At 34.5% G+C, this 16,238-nt stretch carries 15 protein-coding genes; all 15 read right to left on the bottom strand.

From position 1 onward, the window contains the following. Positions 1-5: 5 nt before the first annotated feature. Positions 6-971: a phospho-N-acetylmuramoyl-pentapeptide-transferase gene (gene mraY / locus Q7P22_RS13890; protein WP_113921085.1), complete on the bottom strand. Its 966-nt coding sequence runs from the start codon at positions 969-971 to the stop codon at positions 6-8. Further along, a complete protein-coding gene (gene murF / locus Q7P22_RS13885; protein ID WP_303865003.1) occupies positions 972-2,357 on the bottom strand; it encodes a UDP-N-acetylmuramoyl-tripeptide--D-alanyl-D-alanine ligase in 1,386 nt (461 codons plus the stop codon). It abuts the gene before it with no gap. Beyond that, positions 2,354-3,811 (bottom strand): UDP-N-acetylmuramoyl-L-alanyl-D-glutamate--2,6-diaminopimelate ligase, encoded by a 1,458-nt coding sequence (locus Q7P22_RS13880; RefSeq protein WP_303865002.1) that lies wholly within the window; start codon positions 3,809-3,811, stop codon positions 2,354-2,356. Before Q7P22_RS13880 ends, murF begins: the two co-directional genes overlap by 4 nt. 220 nt (positions 3,812-4,031) lie before the next feature. Further along, positions 4,032-6,188, bottom strand: a complete 2,157-nt coding sequence (locus Q7P22_RS13875) for a penicillin-binding transpeptidase domain-containing protein (protein ID WP_303865001.1) — start codon at positions 6,186-6,188, stop codon at positions 4,032-4,034. A gap of 14 nt (positions 6,189-6,202) precedes the next feature. Continuing rightward, a complete protein-coding gene (locus Q7P22_RS13870) occupies positions 6,203-6,682 on the bottom strand; it encodes a hypothetical protein (RefSeq protein ID WP_146953635.1) in 480 nt (159 codons plus the stop codon). Positions 6,683-6,705: 23 nt separating this feature from the next. Then, positions 6,706-7,641 (bottom strand): 16S rRNA (cytosine(1402)-N(4))-methyltransferase RsmH, encoded by a 936-nt coding sequence (gene rsmH, locus Q7P22_RS13865; RefSeq protein WP_303865000.1) that lies wholly within the window; start codon positions 7,639-7,641, stop codon positions 6,706-6,708. Positions 7,642-7,654: 13 nt separating this feature from the next. Beyond that, positions 7,655-8,086: a division/cell wall cluster transcriptional repressor MraZ gene (mraZ, locus tag Q7P22_RS13860; RefSeq protein WP_113921144.1), complete on the bottom strand. Its 432-nt coding sequence runs from the start codon at positions 8,084-8,086 to the stop codon at positions 7,655-7,657. 178 nt (positions 8,087-8,264) lie between these two features. After that, positions 8,265-9,020, bottom strand: a complete 756-nt coding sequence (gene lgt, locus Q7P22_RS13855; RefSeq protein WP_113921079.1) for a prolipoprotein diacylglyceryl transferase — start codon at positions 9,018-9,020, stop codon at positions 8,265-8,267. 364 nt (positions 9,021-9,384) lie between these two features. After that, positions 9,385-9,957, bottom strand: a complete 573-nt coding sequence (pduL, locus tag Q7P22_RS13850; protein WP_303864999.1) for a phosphate propanoyltransferase — start codon at positions 9,955-9,957, stop codon at positions 9,385-9,387. A gap of 219 nt (positions 9,958-10,176) precedes the next feature. Next, entirely contained in the window at positions 10,177-10,971 is a 795-nt protein-coding gene (spo0A, locus tag Q7P22_RS13845) for a sporulation transcription factor Spo0A (protein WP_113921077.1), read from the bottom strand. Between the two features lie 130 nt (positions 10,972-11,101). Continuing rightward, positions 11,102-12,394, bottom strand: coding sequence for a SpoIVB peptidase (spoIVB, locus tag Q7P22_RS13840; protein ID WP_303864998.1), 1,293 nt, complete (start codon positions 12,392-12,394; stop codon positions 11,102-11,104). 91 nt (positions 12,395-12,485) lie between these two features. Then, on the bottom strand, positions 12,486-14,168 hold the full coding sequence (recN, locus tag Q7P22_RS13835; RefSeq protein WP_113921075.1) for a DNA repair protein RecN: 1,683 nt from the start codon (positions 14,166-14,168) through the stop codon (positions 12,486-12,488). A 162-nt stretch (positions 14,169-14,330) separates the two neighbouring features. Beyond that, a complete protein-coding gene (locus Q7P22_RS13830) occupies positions 14,331-14,789 on the bottom strand; it encodes an arginine repressor (RefSeq protein WP_113921074.1) in 459 nt (152 codons plus the stop codon). Positions 14,790-14,804: 15 nt separating this feature from the next. Beyond that, positions 14,805-15,656 carry an NAD(+)/NADH kinase gene (locus tag Q7P22_RS13825; RefSeq protein WP_303864997.1) on the bottom strand — a complete coding sequence of 284 codons (852 nt, stop codon included), beginning with the start codon at positions 15,654-15,656 and terminating at the stop codon, positions 14,805-14,807. Positions 15,657-15,680: 24 nt separating this feature from the next. Beyond that, positions 15,681-16,238 (bottom strand): TlyA family RNA methyltransferase (locus Q7P22_RS13820; RefSeq protein WP_303864996.1); only part of this gene is annotated, 558 nt, incomplete at its 5' end.

Genomic DNA, 16,238 nt, shown 5'->3' with positions numbered 1-16,238 from the left:
ATCACCTATATATTGATTATTAATCCTGCATATCCTAAAACTGCCAAACAAACGGATACAAACCAGAATACTATTACAACTTTCTTTTCATGCCAACCTTTTAATTCGAAATGATGATGAATGGGAGCCATTCTAAAAAACCTCTTTCCACCAGTCATTTTAAAATAGAAAACTTGTATTATTACTGAAATGGCTTCTATTAAAAATAATCCTCCTACTACAAAGAAATACAATTCCATTCTAGTAAGTACAGCCAAAGAAACCAAAGCACCTCCAAGTGCCATGGAACCTGTATCGCCCATAAAGACTCTGGCTGGATAGATATTAAATTTTAAAAACCCTAAACAGGCACCTACTACACTACCTGCAAATAAGGCCAGCTGATAATACCCATTGTACAAGCAAGATAAAACAAAAAATACAGCTGCAAACATACTCGCCCCAGATGCCAAGCCATCTAATCCATCTGTTAAATTTACTGCATTAACAAAACCTACAATAAATATTACTGTAAATGGGATATAGAGCCATTTAAAATCTAGTAATGAATCTATAAACGGAACTGCCATATGGGTTCCAATATTGGGATGATAAGCAGCATATACTGCTAAAATCATTGCGAAAGTTACTTGTAAAACAACCTTTTGATAAGCTTTAAGACCTAAATTTCTCTTTAAGATAATTTTTATGAAGTCATCAATAAATCCAATAAAGCCAAAAGCTAGGGTACCTAATAAAGCTACAGTTACTTCCCATCTATTTGCCAAGAACAACAGACAAGTTGCTGTAATAGATAGTATAATCATGAGCCCCCCCATAGTTGGAGTACCTGATTTCACCATATGACTTTGTGGTCCTTCTTCTCTAATAGTCTGCCCAAATTTTAATTTTTTTAAGAAGGGAATAAAATAAGGGCCAATAATGAGCATTATGACAAATGATATTATCGTTGCAAGTAAAACTAAATACATTTAAAACGAACTCCTCTCAAGTGTTTCGAGTATCTCCTCCATGAACATTCCTCTAGAACCTTTTAGCAGGAGTACATCTTCTGATTTTATGTTTTTTTGAAGAAATTGTGCAGCTTGGGCTTTATTTTCAAAATAATAGACAAAGTCTGGATCCATTCCATTTTTTAAAGCACCATTGTAATAATCTTTGGCTAAACAACCAACGGCTACCAAATAATCAACTTTATTCGACTTCGCAATAAAAGAACCTATTTCTAGATGATATGTACGAGACTCCTCACCAATTTCAAACATATCTCCTATGACAGCAAAAGCTCTTCCTTTATCTTCTTTAAAATCCATTAAAACACCTAAAGCCGCTTTCATCGCATCCGGATTTGCATTATAAGTGTCGTTTATAATCTTAACGCCCTTTATATTTCTAATGTCCATTCTATTATTACTTGGAAAGTACTCCATTAGGCCCTTTTGGATCTCATCAAAGGTTAAGTTAAAATGAAGACCTAAATAAATGCCAAATAAGCAATTATATACATTGTGTATTCCAGGAAACTTAAACTGAATTTTTTTGCATTCTCCATTATAACATACTGTAAACTCTAATCCTGAAGAATTTGACTTAATATCATGTGCGAAAAGAGGAAAATCTTTCTTATTTAACCCGATTTGCACCACATTAAATTGTTCCCCTTTTACTGTAGACAAGTAAGGATCATCACCATTTACAATGGCCATTTGATCTTTTGTAAGAGTCTCAAAAATTTCGCATTTTGCTTTAAAAATATTTTCTTGGCTTTTTAAATTTTCCATATGAGTTACACCAATATTGGTTATAATAGATATATCTGGATAAGCCATATGAACCAAATGACTAATTTCCCCTAAATGATCCATTCCCATTTCTACTACAGCTATTTCTGTGTCTTCTTCTATACCAAAAATGGTAAGGGGCACACCCAAATCGTTGTTTTGATTTCCCATTGTTCGATGGACTTTATACTTCTGTCTCAATACAGAGTATATAATGTCTTTTGTAGTAGTTTTGCCGCTGCTTCCCGTAAGAGCTATTATTGGAATTTCTAATTTTTTTCTATAATACCTAGTCAATGCTTGCAAGGCAGCATAATTGTCTTCTACTAAGATTAGCACTGCGTCTTCTACTGGTTCTACTTCTTTTTCTACGAGAACTGCTACTGCCCCTCTTTTTATAGCATCTAAAATATAATCGTGTCCGTCCACTCGGCTTCCCTTAATGGCTACAAAAAGCGCTCCTTCTTTTGCTTCCCTACTATTGATACAAACACTCTTTACTTTTGTGGGCTTTTGATTATAAAGGACCTTCCCTCCCGTCACTTGTGCAATTTCTTCTGTATTTATTGGTCTCATTCTTCTAGTAGCTCCTTTACAATGTTTTTTTCATTAAATTCGATTACTCTATCTTTTAATATCTGATAGGTTTCATGACCTTTTCCTGCGAGTAAAATTATGTCCTTTTCCTTTGCCATAGTAAGGGCAAACTTAATCGCTTCTCTTCGATCCGTTATAGCTATATAAGGGCACTGCGTTTCTTTTACACCGTCTAAGATATCTTCAATAATTTTATCTGGATCTTCTGATCGCGGATTATCTGAAGTTACAATACAGTAATCACTCAAATCTCCTGCGATCTTACCCATAATAGGCCGCTTCGTTTTATCTCTGTCACCACCACAGCCAAATAAAGTAATGAGTCTACCCTCTACGGTTTCTTTTAAAGAACAAATAATATTCTGCAAACCATCAGGGCTATGTGCAAAATCGATAATCACTTGATAGGGAGTATCTACCCTTATCCTTTCAATTCTACCTGGCACTGTTGGCATGTTTTTTAGAGCTTTTGCAATGGTCTTTAATGGGACTTCTTCGCAAATGGCAATGGCTATAGCTGCAAGTACATTGTAAAGTGTAAACTTTCCTGGTATTGGACAATGAATTCTTTGTCTTAAATCGCGAAAACGAAGGGTAAAATCTACACCATCCATTGAGTATACCATATCGACTGCATGTAAATCTGCAGATTTTCCTAGTCCATAAGTTACCACTTTCTTGTTATTTGCCTGTAGGGTTCGGCTTAAGATTCGCCCATAAGAATCATCAATGTTTATGATATTGTAACCTGAAGTCATATAGAATAATTTTTGTTTTTGTTGGAAGTACTTTTCCATAGTGACATGAAAATCTAGATGATCTTGTGTTAGATTTGTAAACACGCCATGAGAAAATTCAATACCTGTTACACGATTTAGTTGAAGCGCGTGGGAAGATACTTCCATAATGGCGTACTCCATATTTTTTTCTACCATAACACTTAAGATTTCCTGCAGTTCAATAGACTCAGGAGTGGTATTTTTTAATTCTCTTTTTTCATCATCAATAAAACTTCCTATGGTTCCTATGATTCCTATCTTTTTTCCACTACATTCTAATATATTTTGTGCCATCATACTTGTGCTAGTCTTTCCGTTGGTTCCTGTTATGCCAATCACCTTTAACTTAGAAGATGGATTCTTATAAAAATTATTCGCTATTTGTGACAAGCCCATTCTCGTATTCGGTATTTTTATATAAGTAATTTCATTAAAAATTTTTTTTGGTTCTTGCTCTAAGATAATTACCTTAGCGCCTTTTGAAATGGCAGTTGAAATATAATTGTGTCCATCTACTTTATAACCAGGAATGGCTATAAAAGCACTTTTTTGAATGACTGCATTCGAATCACAAACAACTTTTTCCACATCTACATTTAAATTGCCACTTACCAACTCGTAATCTAGACTCTCTAAAAGCTTCTTTAAAATCATAATCCAACCCCCTAATGATAAGTATTAATATAGAAATTATCCTTTTTATCATTAGTATTAGGGTATTCCTTTTGGGTCAAGATCCTTCGCTGGTGCTCAGGATGACAAAACAGGAGCATGTCAAGATCCAATCCTGTATTCTAGACTTAAGCAGGAACTAGAGTTAAAAATAAAACTTTCCTATTTACAAGGAAAGCCTTGACAGAGTCAAGGCTTTTTATCATTCTAAAGGTTTAAACTCTACTACAATTTCTGAGCCCTTTTGAACTTGTTCTCCAGCCAGTGGAGATTGTTGAGTTGACACTCCACCAGCTCCTGTTATGGCAAGTTTTAACCCAACTCGACTTAGTGTTTCGTTTGCCTGTTGCACAGTCATATCCATGACATTTGGCACAGTGACTACTTCTTCTTTCTCTTGTGTAATCTCTTCTCCTAAAGTCAATTTGATAACAGTATCTTCTTTAATGAGCTCACCTGGCATAGGATCTTGATTTACAATATAGCCAGATTGAATCTCTCCAGCTATTTCATATTTCAATTTTAGATAATTTAAAACCTCTTTTGCTAAATCTAATTCTTGATTTCTCAAATCTGGCACGATACTGCTATCTTCTAAACTCTCACCTTTACCTCCTGGTACATTTAGATAATCTAGAGTATTGTTCATAAATTCAATGGCGTGAGGTGCGGCTGTATTGCTTCCGTATACACCATAACCCTTTGGTTCATCAACGATATAGAGTACAGCAATCTTTGGATCATCTACTGGAGCATATCCAAAGAAAGATGTAATATACAATCCACTAGCGTAAGCACCATTAATGATCTTTTGTGCCGTTCCTGTTTTGCCACCTATCTTATAGGCAGACATACTAGATAAATTTTCTGAATTAGATACTACTAGCTTTAGAATATCTTGAACGATATTGGCAGTATCTTCAGATACTACTTGTCGAATTTGTTCTGGTTTGTATTCTTTTATAATTTCGTTATTGTCACTTGAAAGTATGTACTTAACAATATTAGGCTGCATATACTTGCCGTCATTAGTAACAGCAGATAATGCACTAATGAGCTGGATAGGTGTAACAGAAATACCTTGCCCGTAAGATTTAGGCACATAATTAATGAGCTTATCGTTGTTATTTGGCACGATTCCTGCCTGTTCTCCATCTAATTGTATTCCCGTCTGGTCTCCAAAGCCAAAATTGTATATGTATCTATAAAAAGTTACTGGTTCCATGCGCATGACGGTCTCTACAAGGACTGGATTGCAAGAGTTGGCAACGGCTTCTACAAAAGTTTGTGAACCATGACTTCGTGGGAAGATATGACATTTTATTTGTTGGCCGTCTATTATAATATAACCTTTATCAAAGAAACTAGTTTGAGCAGTTACTGCACCTTCTTCTAGAGCTGCTGCAGCCGTAATTGGTTTAAAGGTAGATCCTGGTTCGTAGTTAAAAGTAACAGCTGGATTCTTCCACATTTCCAGTTGCTTTTTTCCTAAATCCATCCCCTCTAACTCTGTAGACATTTTGCTTTCAAAGAGTTTAGAAACGGTTCTTGGATCATTTAAATTGTAATCTGGTTTACTGCTCATTGCTAGTATTTCACCAGTACTGGGATCCATTGCAATGGCGATAACTCGTTTTGAGTCAAATTCGTCCATAGTCTTTTCTAATTGAGATTCTAGAAAGTGCTGAATGATGCTGTCTATCGTTAGGACTACATTATCCCCCTCATCTGGTTTAATTCGAACTTGATAACCAGATGCTACCTTTTGGCTTAAGCCATCTTTTTCGTATACTAGTACTCCATCTTCACCGCTTAATACATTATTGAATACACTCTCTATCCCGTAAAGCCCCTGATGATCTGTACCTGTAAATCCTAATACATAAGAGGCAAAATTGCCGTTAGTATAATATCTCTTTTTATCTTCTGAAATCTCGACACCCTTAAACTTTTTATTTCGAATATCAAAGGCAATGTCGTTATCTACTTTTCTTTCGATTAAAGATATCCATTGGCTTTTATCCGTAATTTTTTTGTATAGTTTTTCCCGATCTAATTCAAGTACTTCGCTTAAATAGTCAGCTATCTCTTCTGGTTTTTTTACATCTTTAGGTCTAACATAAATAGCACTAGCAGAAGCATCTTTTGCGAGTATATTCATATTTCTATCGTATATATCTCCTCTCGTTGCCGTAAGAGGAATTTCTCCCATCAACTGATCAATTTGTTCATCCGTAAGATTGATGGAATCAAAAGCCTGAATAGATGTTAATCTAATGGCTAAAACAAGAAATAATGCAGCAAAAACAAAAAAGGCAAAAATAAGCCTTTTTCTTCTTCTCAAATGATATATGGACAAGTCATCCCCTCCAATTAGTCAATGAGTCTCGTGAACCACGATCCTTCAGCTCGGGCTTCTTGTATTGAATGTTCTTCCTCAGCAGCGTCTGCGCTTAAGCTTGAGTCTTCTACTGCTAAATATGTATATTGTTCAGGAGTAGGCTCTACCATTCCCAGTTCTTCTTTTGCAGTCTTTTCAATTGCATCTAAATCAAAGCTTGAAAGCAAGGAACCTTCTTTGCTGTCGTTAAGCATTTGAACTTCTTTTAGTTCTCCTTCTAAACTAATAATTTCATTGTTTAGGGTATTGATTCTAGCATGCTGTCCTAGGAGCATGGTACAGAGTATAAAAGATAGACCAACTATAAAAAGATAACCTAATTTAGAAACAGGCTTCATAGTCTTTTTTCTTGGTTTTTTCTTTTCGTATTTATCTCTTATTTTTGCTACTGTAATGTCTGAATCTTCCTCTAAATACACATTATATTTTCTTTTCTCTGATATTACCATCATATTTCACTCCTATACAAATTATACTATATTTTTTTTGCAATTCTCAGCTTTGCGCTTCTTGAACGGGGGTTATTTATCAATTCTTCTTCCGAAGGATAAATTGGCTTTCTCGTAATAATTTCTACAATAGGTTCATTTCCGCAGATACATTGGGGGAAATCAGGAGGACATGTACAAGGATTTGTCAATTCTTTGTAAGTCTGTTTTACAATCCGGTCTTCTAAAGAATGAAAGGTAATGATGCAAATTCTACCATTTGGATTTAATACAGAAACAGAATCCTTTATTGCGTCCCTTAAAATTTCAAGTTCTCTATTGACTTCAATGCGTATGGCTTGAAAAGTCCTCTTTGCAGGATGAGGGCCTTCCCTTCTCGCCTTAGCAGGTATCGATTTTTTTATAATGTCCACTAATTGGCCAGTAGTCTCAATTGGCGATAATTCTCTACTTTTAATGATTTCTCTAGCTATCCTAGAAGCAAATTTTTCTTCCCCATAGGATTTGATGATTCGAAAAAGTTCTCTCTCGTCGTATTCATTGACTAATTCATAAGCAGAAAAAGGACTTCTCTTATCCATTCTCATATCTAATGGGGCATCTTGATTATAGGAAAACCCTCTGTCTCCATCGTCTAATTGAAAAGAGGATACGCCTAAATCCATCAAAATACCATCGACTTTTTCAATGCTTAGTGTCTTTAAGACCTCTTTGATGTTTTGAAAATTATCTCTGACAAGATTTTTCTTGCAAGATAAGTTTTCTAAACGTAGATTCGCTTTTTTTAAAGCGTAATCATCTTGATCAATTCCAATAAGGGTTCCATTAGGGCCTAATTTTTTACCAATTTCTTTGCTATGCCCTGCTCCGCCTAAAGTACAATCTACGTAAATTCCATTTTTTTTAATTTCTAATCCTTGTATACATTCTTCTAATAAGACCGAAGTATGTGTTAATTCCATCTTTCCACCTCTTTTAAATGCCTAACATGCTCATCTTCTCTGCTATGGCATCGTAACTTAAGTCGTCGTCTTCATTGTAGTCTTCCCAATTTTCTTTACTCCATATTTCTAATCTACTGGAAACACCAATAATATACGTTTCCTTAGAAACGCCTGCATAATTTCGCAAATTAGAAGGTACCATTATTCTTCCCTGCTTATCTAATTCGCATTCAGCAGCTCCAGCAAAGAAAAAACGAGTAAATGCTCTTGCGTCTTTACTTGAGATGGGTAGGGTTTTTAATTTTTCTTCAAATGTGGACCATTCATCACGTGGAAAAATGAATAAACACTTGTCCATACCTTTTGTGAGAATAAAGCTTTCACCTAATGCTTCTCTAAACTTTGAGGGCATAGTAAGTCTGCCTTTATCGTCGATATTATGTTGATACTCTCCAATAAACACACACTTCACCCCATTTTCTCCCCACATTTAACCACATTATACCACCCCTACCCACTTTAAACAAGATTCAATCTGTTTGAAAAATAAAAAAAAAGAAGACTTTTTAAATAGTCTTCTTTTTGCGACAAAATACGACATGCAATTCCCCTGTTTTATTCATGTCTTTTTCTATTCTATTTTACATCTTCTTAGTACCTTTTCTTAATCTGGCTAGAAGCAAGGCTCCAATAATGATTGCCCCAATACTCACTAACTGTGCTGTACGCAGTCCCATAAAATACAAGCTATCTGTGCGAAGTCCCTCAATAAAGAACCTTCCTATCGAATAGGCAATGGCATATAGAGCTATAAGCTCTCCTTCAGATTTTTTATATTTTCTCTCATAGATTAAGAGTAATCCTAAGACGAGCAAATTCCATATGGATTCATAAAAGAAAGTAGGATGAACCTGTATAAGCCCTTTTACGGGGTCATTTACCGTAATAGCCCATGGAAGGGAAGTCTCTCTCCCATATGCTTCTTGATTAAAATAATTGCCCCACCTACCGATAGCTTGCCCTAATGGAAAAGCCGGCGCTACTACATCTAATGCCGTAAGAAAGTCTATTTTCTTGTGTTTACACACAATATATCCACTTAAAATGCCACCTATTATACCACCATGTATACCCAAACCACCGTGCCATATGGCTATGATTTCACTAGGCACTTTTAAATAATAGTCTAAACTAAAAAGCACATACCATATTCTAGCACCAAGAATTGCACAAGGAATCGCCACAATAAGGACATCGAGCAAATCATCTCCAATTATGTTTTTCTTTTTTCCACGCCTTAGAGCTATAGATACTCCTAAGAGCATGGCCAAAGATATTAAAACACCATACCAACGAATAGAATATCCAAAAATTTCAAAAGCTATAGGATCTGGCATAGGACACCTCCTCTTTTATTTTGTAGTTTGATTTTTTCGTACTTTTTTATTTTACATTAGAAATGTTATGGTGTAAAGTTTTGAAAAGGCAGAAAGCGGAATGCAGATAGCGGAACTCTTTATATAATTACATAAAACCGTCTCTACTAAACTACCGTAGTCATTCTAAGAAGCAAAGCGACGAAGGATCTCACAATTTAGGGATTAAGGTGTACGTTTGTATAGAAGTATATTCTCTAATATAAGATTGGTGAGATCCTTCGATTTTGCTCAGGATGACTGACAGAAGTTAGGAGAAAAAGCAGGACTTTCCCACTTAATAAAAAATGCCACCAACGGTGGCGTAGTGCTGGTGGTTGGTAGCTTATTTTACTATCTTTACTTGGTCTCCATTTTTTAAGCCTGCTGCGTTTGCTTCTTCCATGTCTAGGTGCATATCTAGTGCATAGTCTGCTCCTACTCTTACTAGTACATTGTTAAATTGTAGGCTTCTTTCGCCTTCTGTAACTACGCTAACAAGATCTTTATCTTTTACGCCGAAGTCTTCTCCATCTTGAAGGCTCATATGAATATGTCTTGCAGCAACGATTATACCTTCGCTGATTTCTACTTCACCTTTTGGTCCAATGATTTTAGCTCCTGCAGAACCTGCAATATCACCAGAGTTTCGAATAGGTGCTTTTACTCCTAATGCAAAAGTATCACCTAATGCAACTTCAATTTGAGTTTCGTTTCGTACAGGTCCTAATATACGAATGCCTTTAATTGTGCCTTTAGGTCCTTGAACATCAACTTTTTCTTCACAAGCGAATTGTCCTGGTTGAGATAAATCCTTCATAGGTGTTAGCTTGTGACCTTCTCCAAATAGTATTTCTAAATGTTCTTGAGATAAATGAATATGTTTGTTTGATACTCCTACGTTTACTAGTTCTTTCATTTTTTCCTCCTAATAAAATAAAAAATTAGCCTAAAGTAGCATACGTATTTATAAACGCATGCTAAACTTTATGTATTATTTAATTGTAGCATATGGGTATTCTCTTTACAAAAAAATACATAAAAAAACACCTTAGTATTCATGTAAGAACAAGTAATTTATACTTTGGAATATCACCTTTTGATTTTTTAACATAAAGATTTTTTACACTGATAAAAATTAAAATTGAGCAAAATGGTAATTTTCTAATCTTAATTTATCTGCAACCATAGCAATGAATTCACTGTTTGTCGGTTTCCCTTTGTGATTATCGATCGTATATCCAAATATACTATCAATGGTCTCTACCCTACCTCTTGACCATGCCACTTCAATTGCATGGCGAATGGCTCTTTCTACTCTACTTGCTGTAGTATTGTGTTTATGGGCGATAGATGGATACAATTCCTTAGTAACTGCTGTTAAAAAATCTAAATCATCGATGACCATTTGTATTGCTTCTCTTAAATACATATAACCTTTAATATGAGCAGGAACCCCAATTTCATGTAGTATAGTCGTAATTTCATATTGAAAATTTTTCTTTACCCCTTTTTCATTGACAAATTCTTTTCGAACCTCATTGTCAAATTCAAAAGTATTGTCTACTAATTGGCGCATTCGATTGACTAAAGAATCTAATTCAAATGGTTTTACAATATAATAATCTGCTCCTAAGGCCATAGCTCTCTTTGTAATCTTATCTTGTCCTACAGCGGATAGCATGATAATCTTGGGTTCATAAGGTAAAAATCCATTATTGATTTTTTCTAGTACACCTAATCCATCTAATTCAGGCATAATTACATCTAATATAATAATATCTGGCTTTTCATTTTTCGCTATCTCTAATAATTCATTTCCATTATAAGCTTTTCCAACTACTTCAAAGGTGCCTTCTTTATCAATATAATCTCCCACTAAATTATTAAAATCTTTATTGTCATCTGCAATGACTACTGTATGTAGTTTCACTCAAATGTCCCCCTTTTTGATAATAAATTAATTTCCCCACTATTTTCTTTCATTATATAATATATTTCTCTGTTTACCAGCTTTTTCCTATGAAAAACGTCAGATTTTACATTTCTTATCTTTTTTTCACTTATTCGACAACAACTAATCCAGCTTCATCGAGCATCCATTCAATAAAGATTCCATATCCTTTTGTAGGATCATTTACGAAGACATGAGTTATTGCTCCTACAATCTTTTCGTCTTGTATAATAGGACTTCCACTCATACCTTGTATAATTCCACCGGTTTCTTTGAGAAGCCTTTCATCTGTTACTCTAACTACCATACCTTTGCCATCTTTTTGAGTTTGTTTATTCACTTCTTCAATATACACATCAAAAGATTCTACTTTATCTTCAAGAGTTGTTAATATCTTTGCTGGTCCTACTTTCACTTCATTTTGAAGGGCTATCTCTAATGGCTTACTATACTGTTCATTTTTAAGATTTTCTGTCAGTTTACCAAAGATACCGTTTTCGGTATTTTTCGATAAGTGCCCTAGGGTTTTATCTTCATTATAAAAAATCCCTCTAATCTCGCCAGGAGTTCCAGATTTTCCTGGTAAAATAGATAGAACTTTAGACGATACTATCGAACCATCTTTTACTGGTATAGTAATATTTGTCGTTATATCCGTTATAGGATGACCTAAAGCGCCAAATTTATTGGTTACACCTTCAAAAAACGTCATCGTACCAATCCCTGCCGTATTATCTCTTACCCATAAGCCAAGCCGATATTGATTGTCTGATTTACATTTTACGGGTGAGATTTCGAGACTCTTTTTTTCTTTATTTCTCAAAATCTCTACTTTTACTGTTTCTTTATCTAAATTATTGATTTGTTGGATTACTTCTTCTGCAGTATTGACATTTTTGTTATTAACCTTATACAGTATGTCTCCAAGCATTAAACCTGCTTCGTCACCTGGATTATACATTCCTCCATCTGCCCCTTCTAACTCTTGTAACCCAACGATTACTACACCCTCTGTTTCAAGCTTTACTCCTACTAATTGTCCACCTGGGTATAATTTGAGATCTGGTAAAACTTTAACTTGTACACTTGTTGGTAAAATTCCAAAAATCTTTAATTTTAAATCGACGATACCTGCCTCGTCGCTTTTAACCGTAACAGGCTCATCTAATTTTACATCGTATTCTGTAGCAATATTTCCATTTACTTGTAATATTTCGTTATTTTCACTGGTTATGTTCACTGTTACCGGCAAGCCATATTCAATAACACTGTCTTTGCCTTTTAATAAGTACAACTCACGTGGTACAAAATAACTACATACTACAAGAGATAAAACACCAAATACGAGGGTAACACAAATAAAAAAAAGACTTATTCTCTTTCGGCTTAATTTCTCTCTCACGAAAGAACCTCACCTCCTTTTAGAGTATAAGTCTATTTTCTCCTTGACCATGTTTACTATTCTGTTTTGAAGCAGGTAAGTATTTGTACCTTCATTTATTTTTACCATTCATAGATAACATTTCCTTTGCATGTTCAATGCTTTTTTGAGTCACTTCCGCACCACTAGTCATTTTGGCAAGTTCTACACAGCGTTGTTCAAAATTTAATTTGCTAAAAATGGTATACGTATACTCTCCTTTACTTTCCTTTTTTACATTATAATGGGCATCTGCCATAGAAGCAATTTGTGGCAAGTGAGAAATACAGATTACTTGAGTGGATTTAGAAATGCCATCCATTTTTTGAGCTACTACTTGAGCACTTCTGCCACTAATACCCGTATCGATTTCATCAAAAATCAACGTATCTATAGGATCTGTTAGATTGATTACGCTTTTAACGGCTAAAATCACTCGAGATAATTCTCCGCCTGAGGCAGTTTTTATCAGAGGTTTAAAGTCTTCCCCAACATTGCTTTTTATATAAAATTCAATATCGTCAATTCCTGTTGTATGAAACTTGTCCCTATCTATTCTTTGTTGAACTTTAAATATTGCCTTGTCCATAGCTAATTCTTTAATCTCCGCAGTAATCTTTTTTTCAAAAATTTGAGCATATTTTTTTCGTATGGACGAAATTTCTTTAGCGACCTTTAAGTATTCTTCTTTTGCTCGTTTCAAATCTTCTTCTATTTTTTCTAATATATATTCTCTATTTTCTATTATATTTAGTCTTTCCCTTAAATACTCTTTATATTTTAAAATATCTCTTATCTCAGGTCCGTATTTTTTCTTTAATTGATCCATTTTTATTATTTTTTGATTTAAATTTTCTAATTCAAATTGATCAAAATGAATTTGATCCTTATATTCTCTTATGGAAAAAGAGGTATCTTCTATTAACAGTCGAGCATCCTTTAATTGTTGCACATCTGTCTCTATCTTTGGGTCTATCCTTTGTATTTTTTCTACGAAATCAATGATAACAGACAATTGATTGTATATGGATTCTTCATTTAAATACAGCATTTCATGAGCTTGATTGCTGTAATTATAAATCATTTCCCCATTGCTCAACAATTTATACTCACTTTCTAAAATCTCATCTTCTCCTTCTTTTAATTGAAAGTCTGAAAGCTCTTTTGACTGAAAATCCAAGAGATCTTTTTCTCTTTCCATTTGCATTTCTTCTTTGATAATGCGCTCTCTTTTTTTCATTAAATTGTTATATGAGGATAGCTTACTCTTTAATATATCTATTTTTTCCTTTACTTCACTACCAATGTATTCATCTAGTATTTTTATATGTTTTCCTTTATCTAAAAGAGATTGATGCTCCCTTTGACTATGTATATCTACTAACAAAGATCCTACTGTGCGAAGGTCATTTACATTAACTAATAAGCCATTAATCCTAGCTATGCTTTTACCACTCTTAGTAACTTCCCTAGTTAGTATGATATTATTCACATCTTCTATTCCCAAATTGTGAAGAAAATCCAAAAGATCTCCTCGAGGATTCTCTATAAAAAAAAGGGCTTGGGAAGTCATCTTATCTTTTCCTTTTCGAATAATATCCTTACTAGCTCTATTCCCAAGGCACATAGTAAGTGCATCTAAGATAATCGACTTTCCAACTCCAGTCTCACCAGTTATGACATTAAATCCATTTATAAACTGAATATTCAAATGTTCAATAAGGGCAAAATTTCTAACATTTAGCTCAAGTAACATATATAAAACCTCCAAGCAATTCGCGTAAGCGAATTGCAGTTATAAGTTGTACGTTCTAAGTTGTAAGAAATGAAGTCACCAATGGTGACCTATTGGTTTTACTTAGAACTTATGGCTTAGAACTTAAAACGGACCCTAGAGCAATGCCCCCAGGCTACGCTCTTATCGCATCATCTTTCGAAATCTTGTGACCAAATTAGCTACTTTGTCTTCGCTGCGGGCTAAAGCAAATATGGTGTCATCGCCAGCTATACAGCCCACTACATCTGGTAACGCCATAGCGTCTATAGCAGCTGTTGCGCCCATAGCCGTTCCTGATAAGGTTTTGAGCACAATCATATTTCCACTATAATCTATGCTGATTACCGCTTCTCTAAAGACATTGACAATTCGTTCATTGACTTCATTACCTTCTGAGTTCGTATCTCTAAATGGAGCATAGTGATATTTGCCTTCCTCGTTAAGTACCTTAATAATTTTTAGTTCCTTAATATCCCTAGAAATAGTCGCTTGTGTTACATTGAAACCGCTTTCTTTCAACCTACGCGCTAACTCCTCTTGGGTTTCTATTGGGTCATTTTCTATAATTTCAAGAAGCTTTGATTGTCTACTGATTTTCAAAAAATCTCCCTCTCCCTATTTTTTCTCAGAAAGCTTATATCGCAATACTTCAAAAAAGTTGTTTTCATTGAATTTTATTAAGTGTGCTTCTGAAGAAGACCTTCGAATGGTCACCCTTTTATTACTCTCTAAATTGATGAAAATCTGACCATCTATTGTAGCCACACTGTGTTCATCCCCTTTACCCACTACCATTACATCTATTTGTTTTGAGCCATTGAGTATAATGCTCCTGTTATTGTGTAAAGAATGGGGGCATATAGGCGTTAGGACCATAACATTGCACTCTGGTTCTACTATAGGTCCTCCTGCTGCTAAAGAGTAGGCTGTAGAGCCTGTTGGTGTAGATATGATTAAACCATCAGCTCTATAAGCTTCTACTAGTTGTTCGTTAATATAAGTATTCATGGTAATGAGCCTAGAATCAGACCCTCGACTTATAACGATATCATTTAGAGCAAGACAGCACTCACTTCCATTATTTAGATCTACTTCTAACATCATTCGTTTTTCAATGGTATATTCTTTTTTTATCAGACGATCCAATGTAATGTCAATATCTTTTTCTTCTACCTCTGTTAAAAACCCAATTTTTCCAAAGTTAATGCCTATAATGGGAATATGTCTATGTGAGCTTTTTCGAACGGCTGCCAACATAGTACCGTCGCCGCCTAATACGATAATGCACTGAGTCTTATCAAAGAGAAACTCTTCATCTATTATTGCCTTCTTATTTTTTAATTTGTCATTAATCTCTTGGGTTGTGTAAGTATGAACGCCCATACTGTATAATTGATCTATAATATAATTACCATAATAATAGCTATCTTCTTTCATTGTATTTAAATAAATACCTATGTCCTTCATTTTCTACGCTCCTAGCTTATCTATCTAATCCAAATTTTCATGTGAAGAGGATACAATTCGTTCAATTAGCTCATAGTAGTCTATCTTTTCCATCGTTTCTATATTTTCTTTTCTTATGTGACAAATGTATTCAATATTTCCCTTTGTGCCTTTTACAGGAGAAAAATCTAAACCTAATATGGAAAAGCCTTTTTTTTGCAATTCTTCTATAATATCTAGGAGAACTTTTTTATGAACTTCTCTATCTCTTACGATTCCATTTTTTCCTACAAATTCTTTTCCGGCCTCAAATTGTGGCTTAATTAATACAATGCCTTCTCCTAACTCTTTTAAAAACAAACGTACATTATCTAATAATTTTGTAATAGAAATAAAAGATACATCCATAGTCACTCGATCTACTTCTTCTCCAATTTCATCAAAAGTCATATGTCTAAAGTTCTTTCTTTCCATAGAAATTACCCTTGAATCTTGCCTTAGTCTATAGTCTAATTGACCATATCCTACATCGATAGCGTAGACTTTTACTGCCCCATTTTGAAGCATACAATCCGTAAATCCACCAGTAGAAGCGCCAATATC

It is taken from the genome of Alkalibaculum bacchi (genome assembly GCF_937875145.1).
In the GTDB taxonomy this organism is placed as follows: domain Bacteria; phylum Bacillota; class Clostridia; order Eubacteriales; family Alkalibacteraceae; genus Alkalibaculum; species Alkalibaculum bacchi_A.
This window is presented reverse-complemented; position numbering and strand designations above follow the sequence as displayed.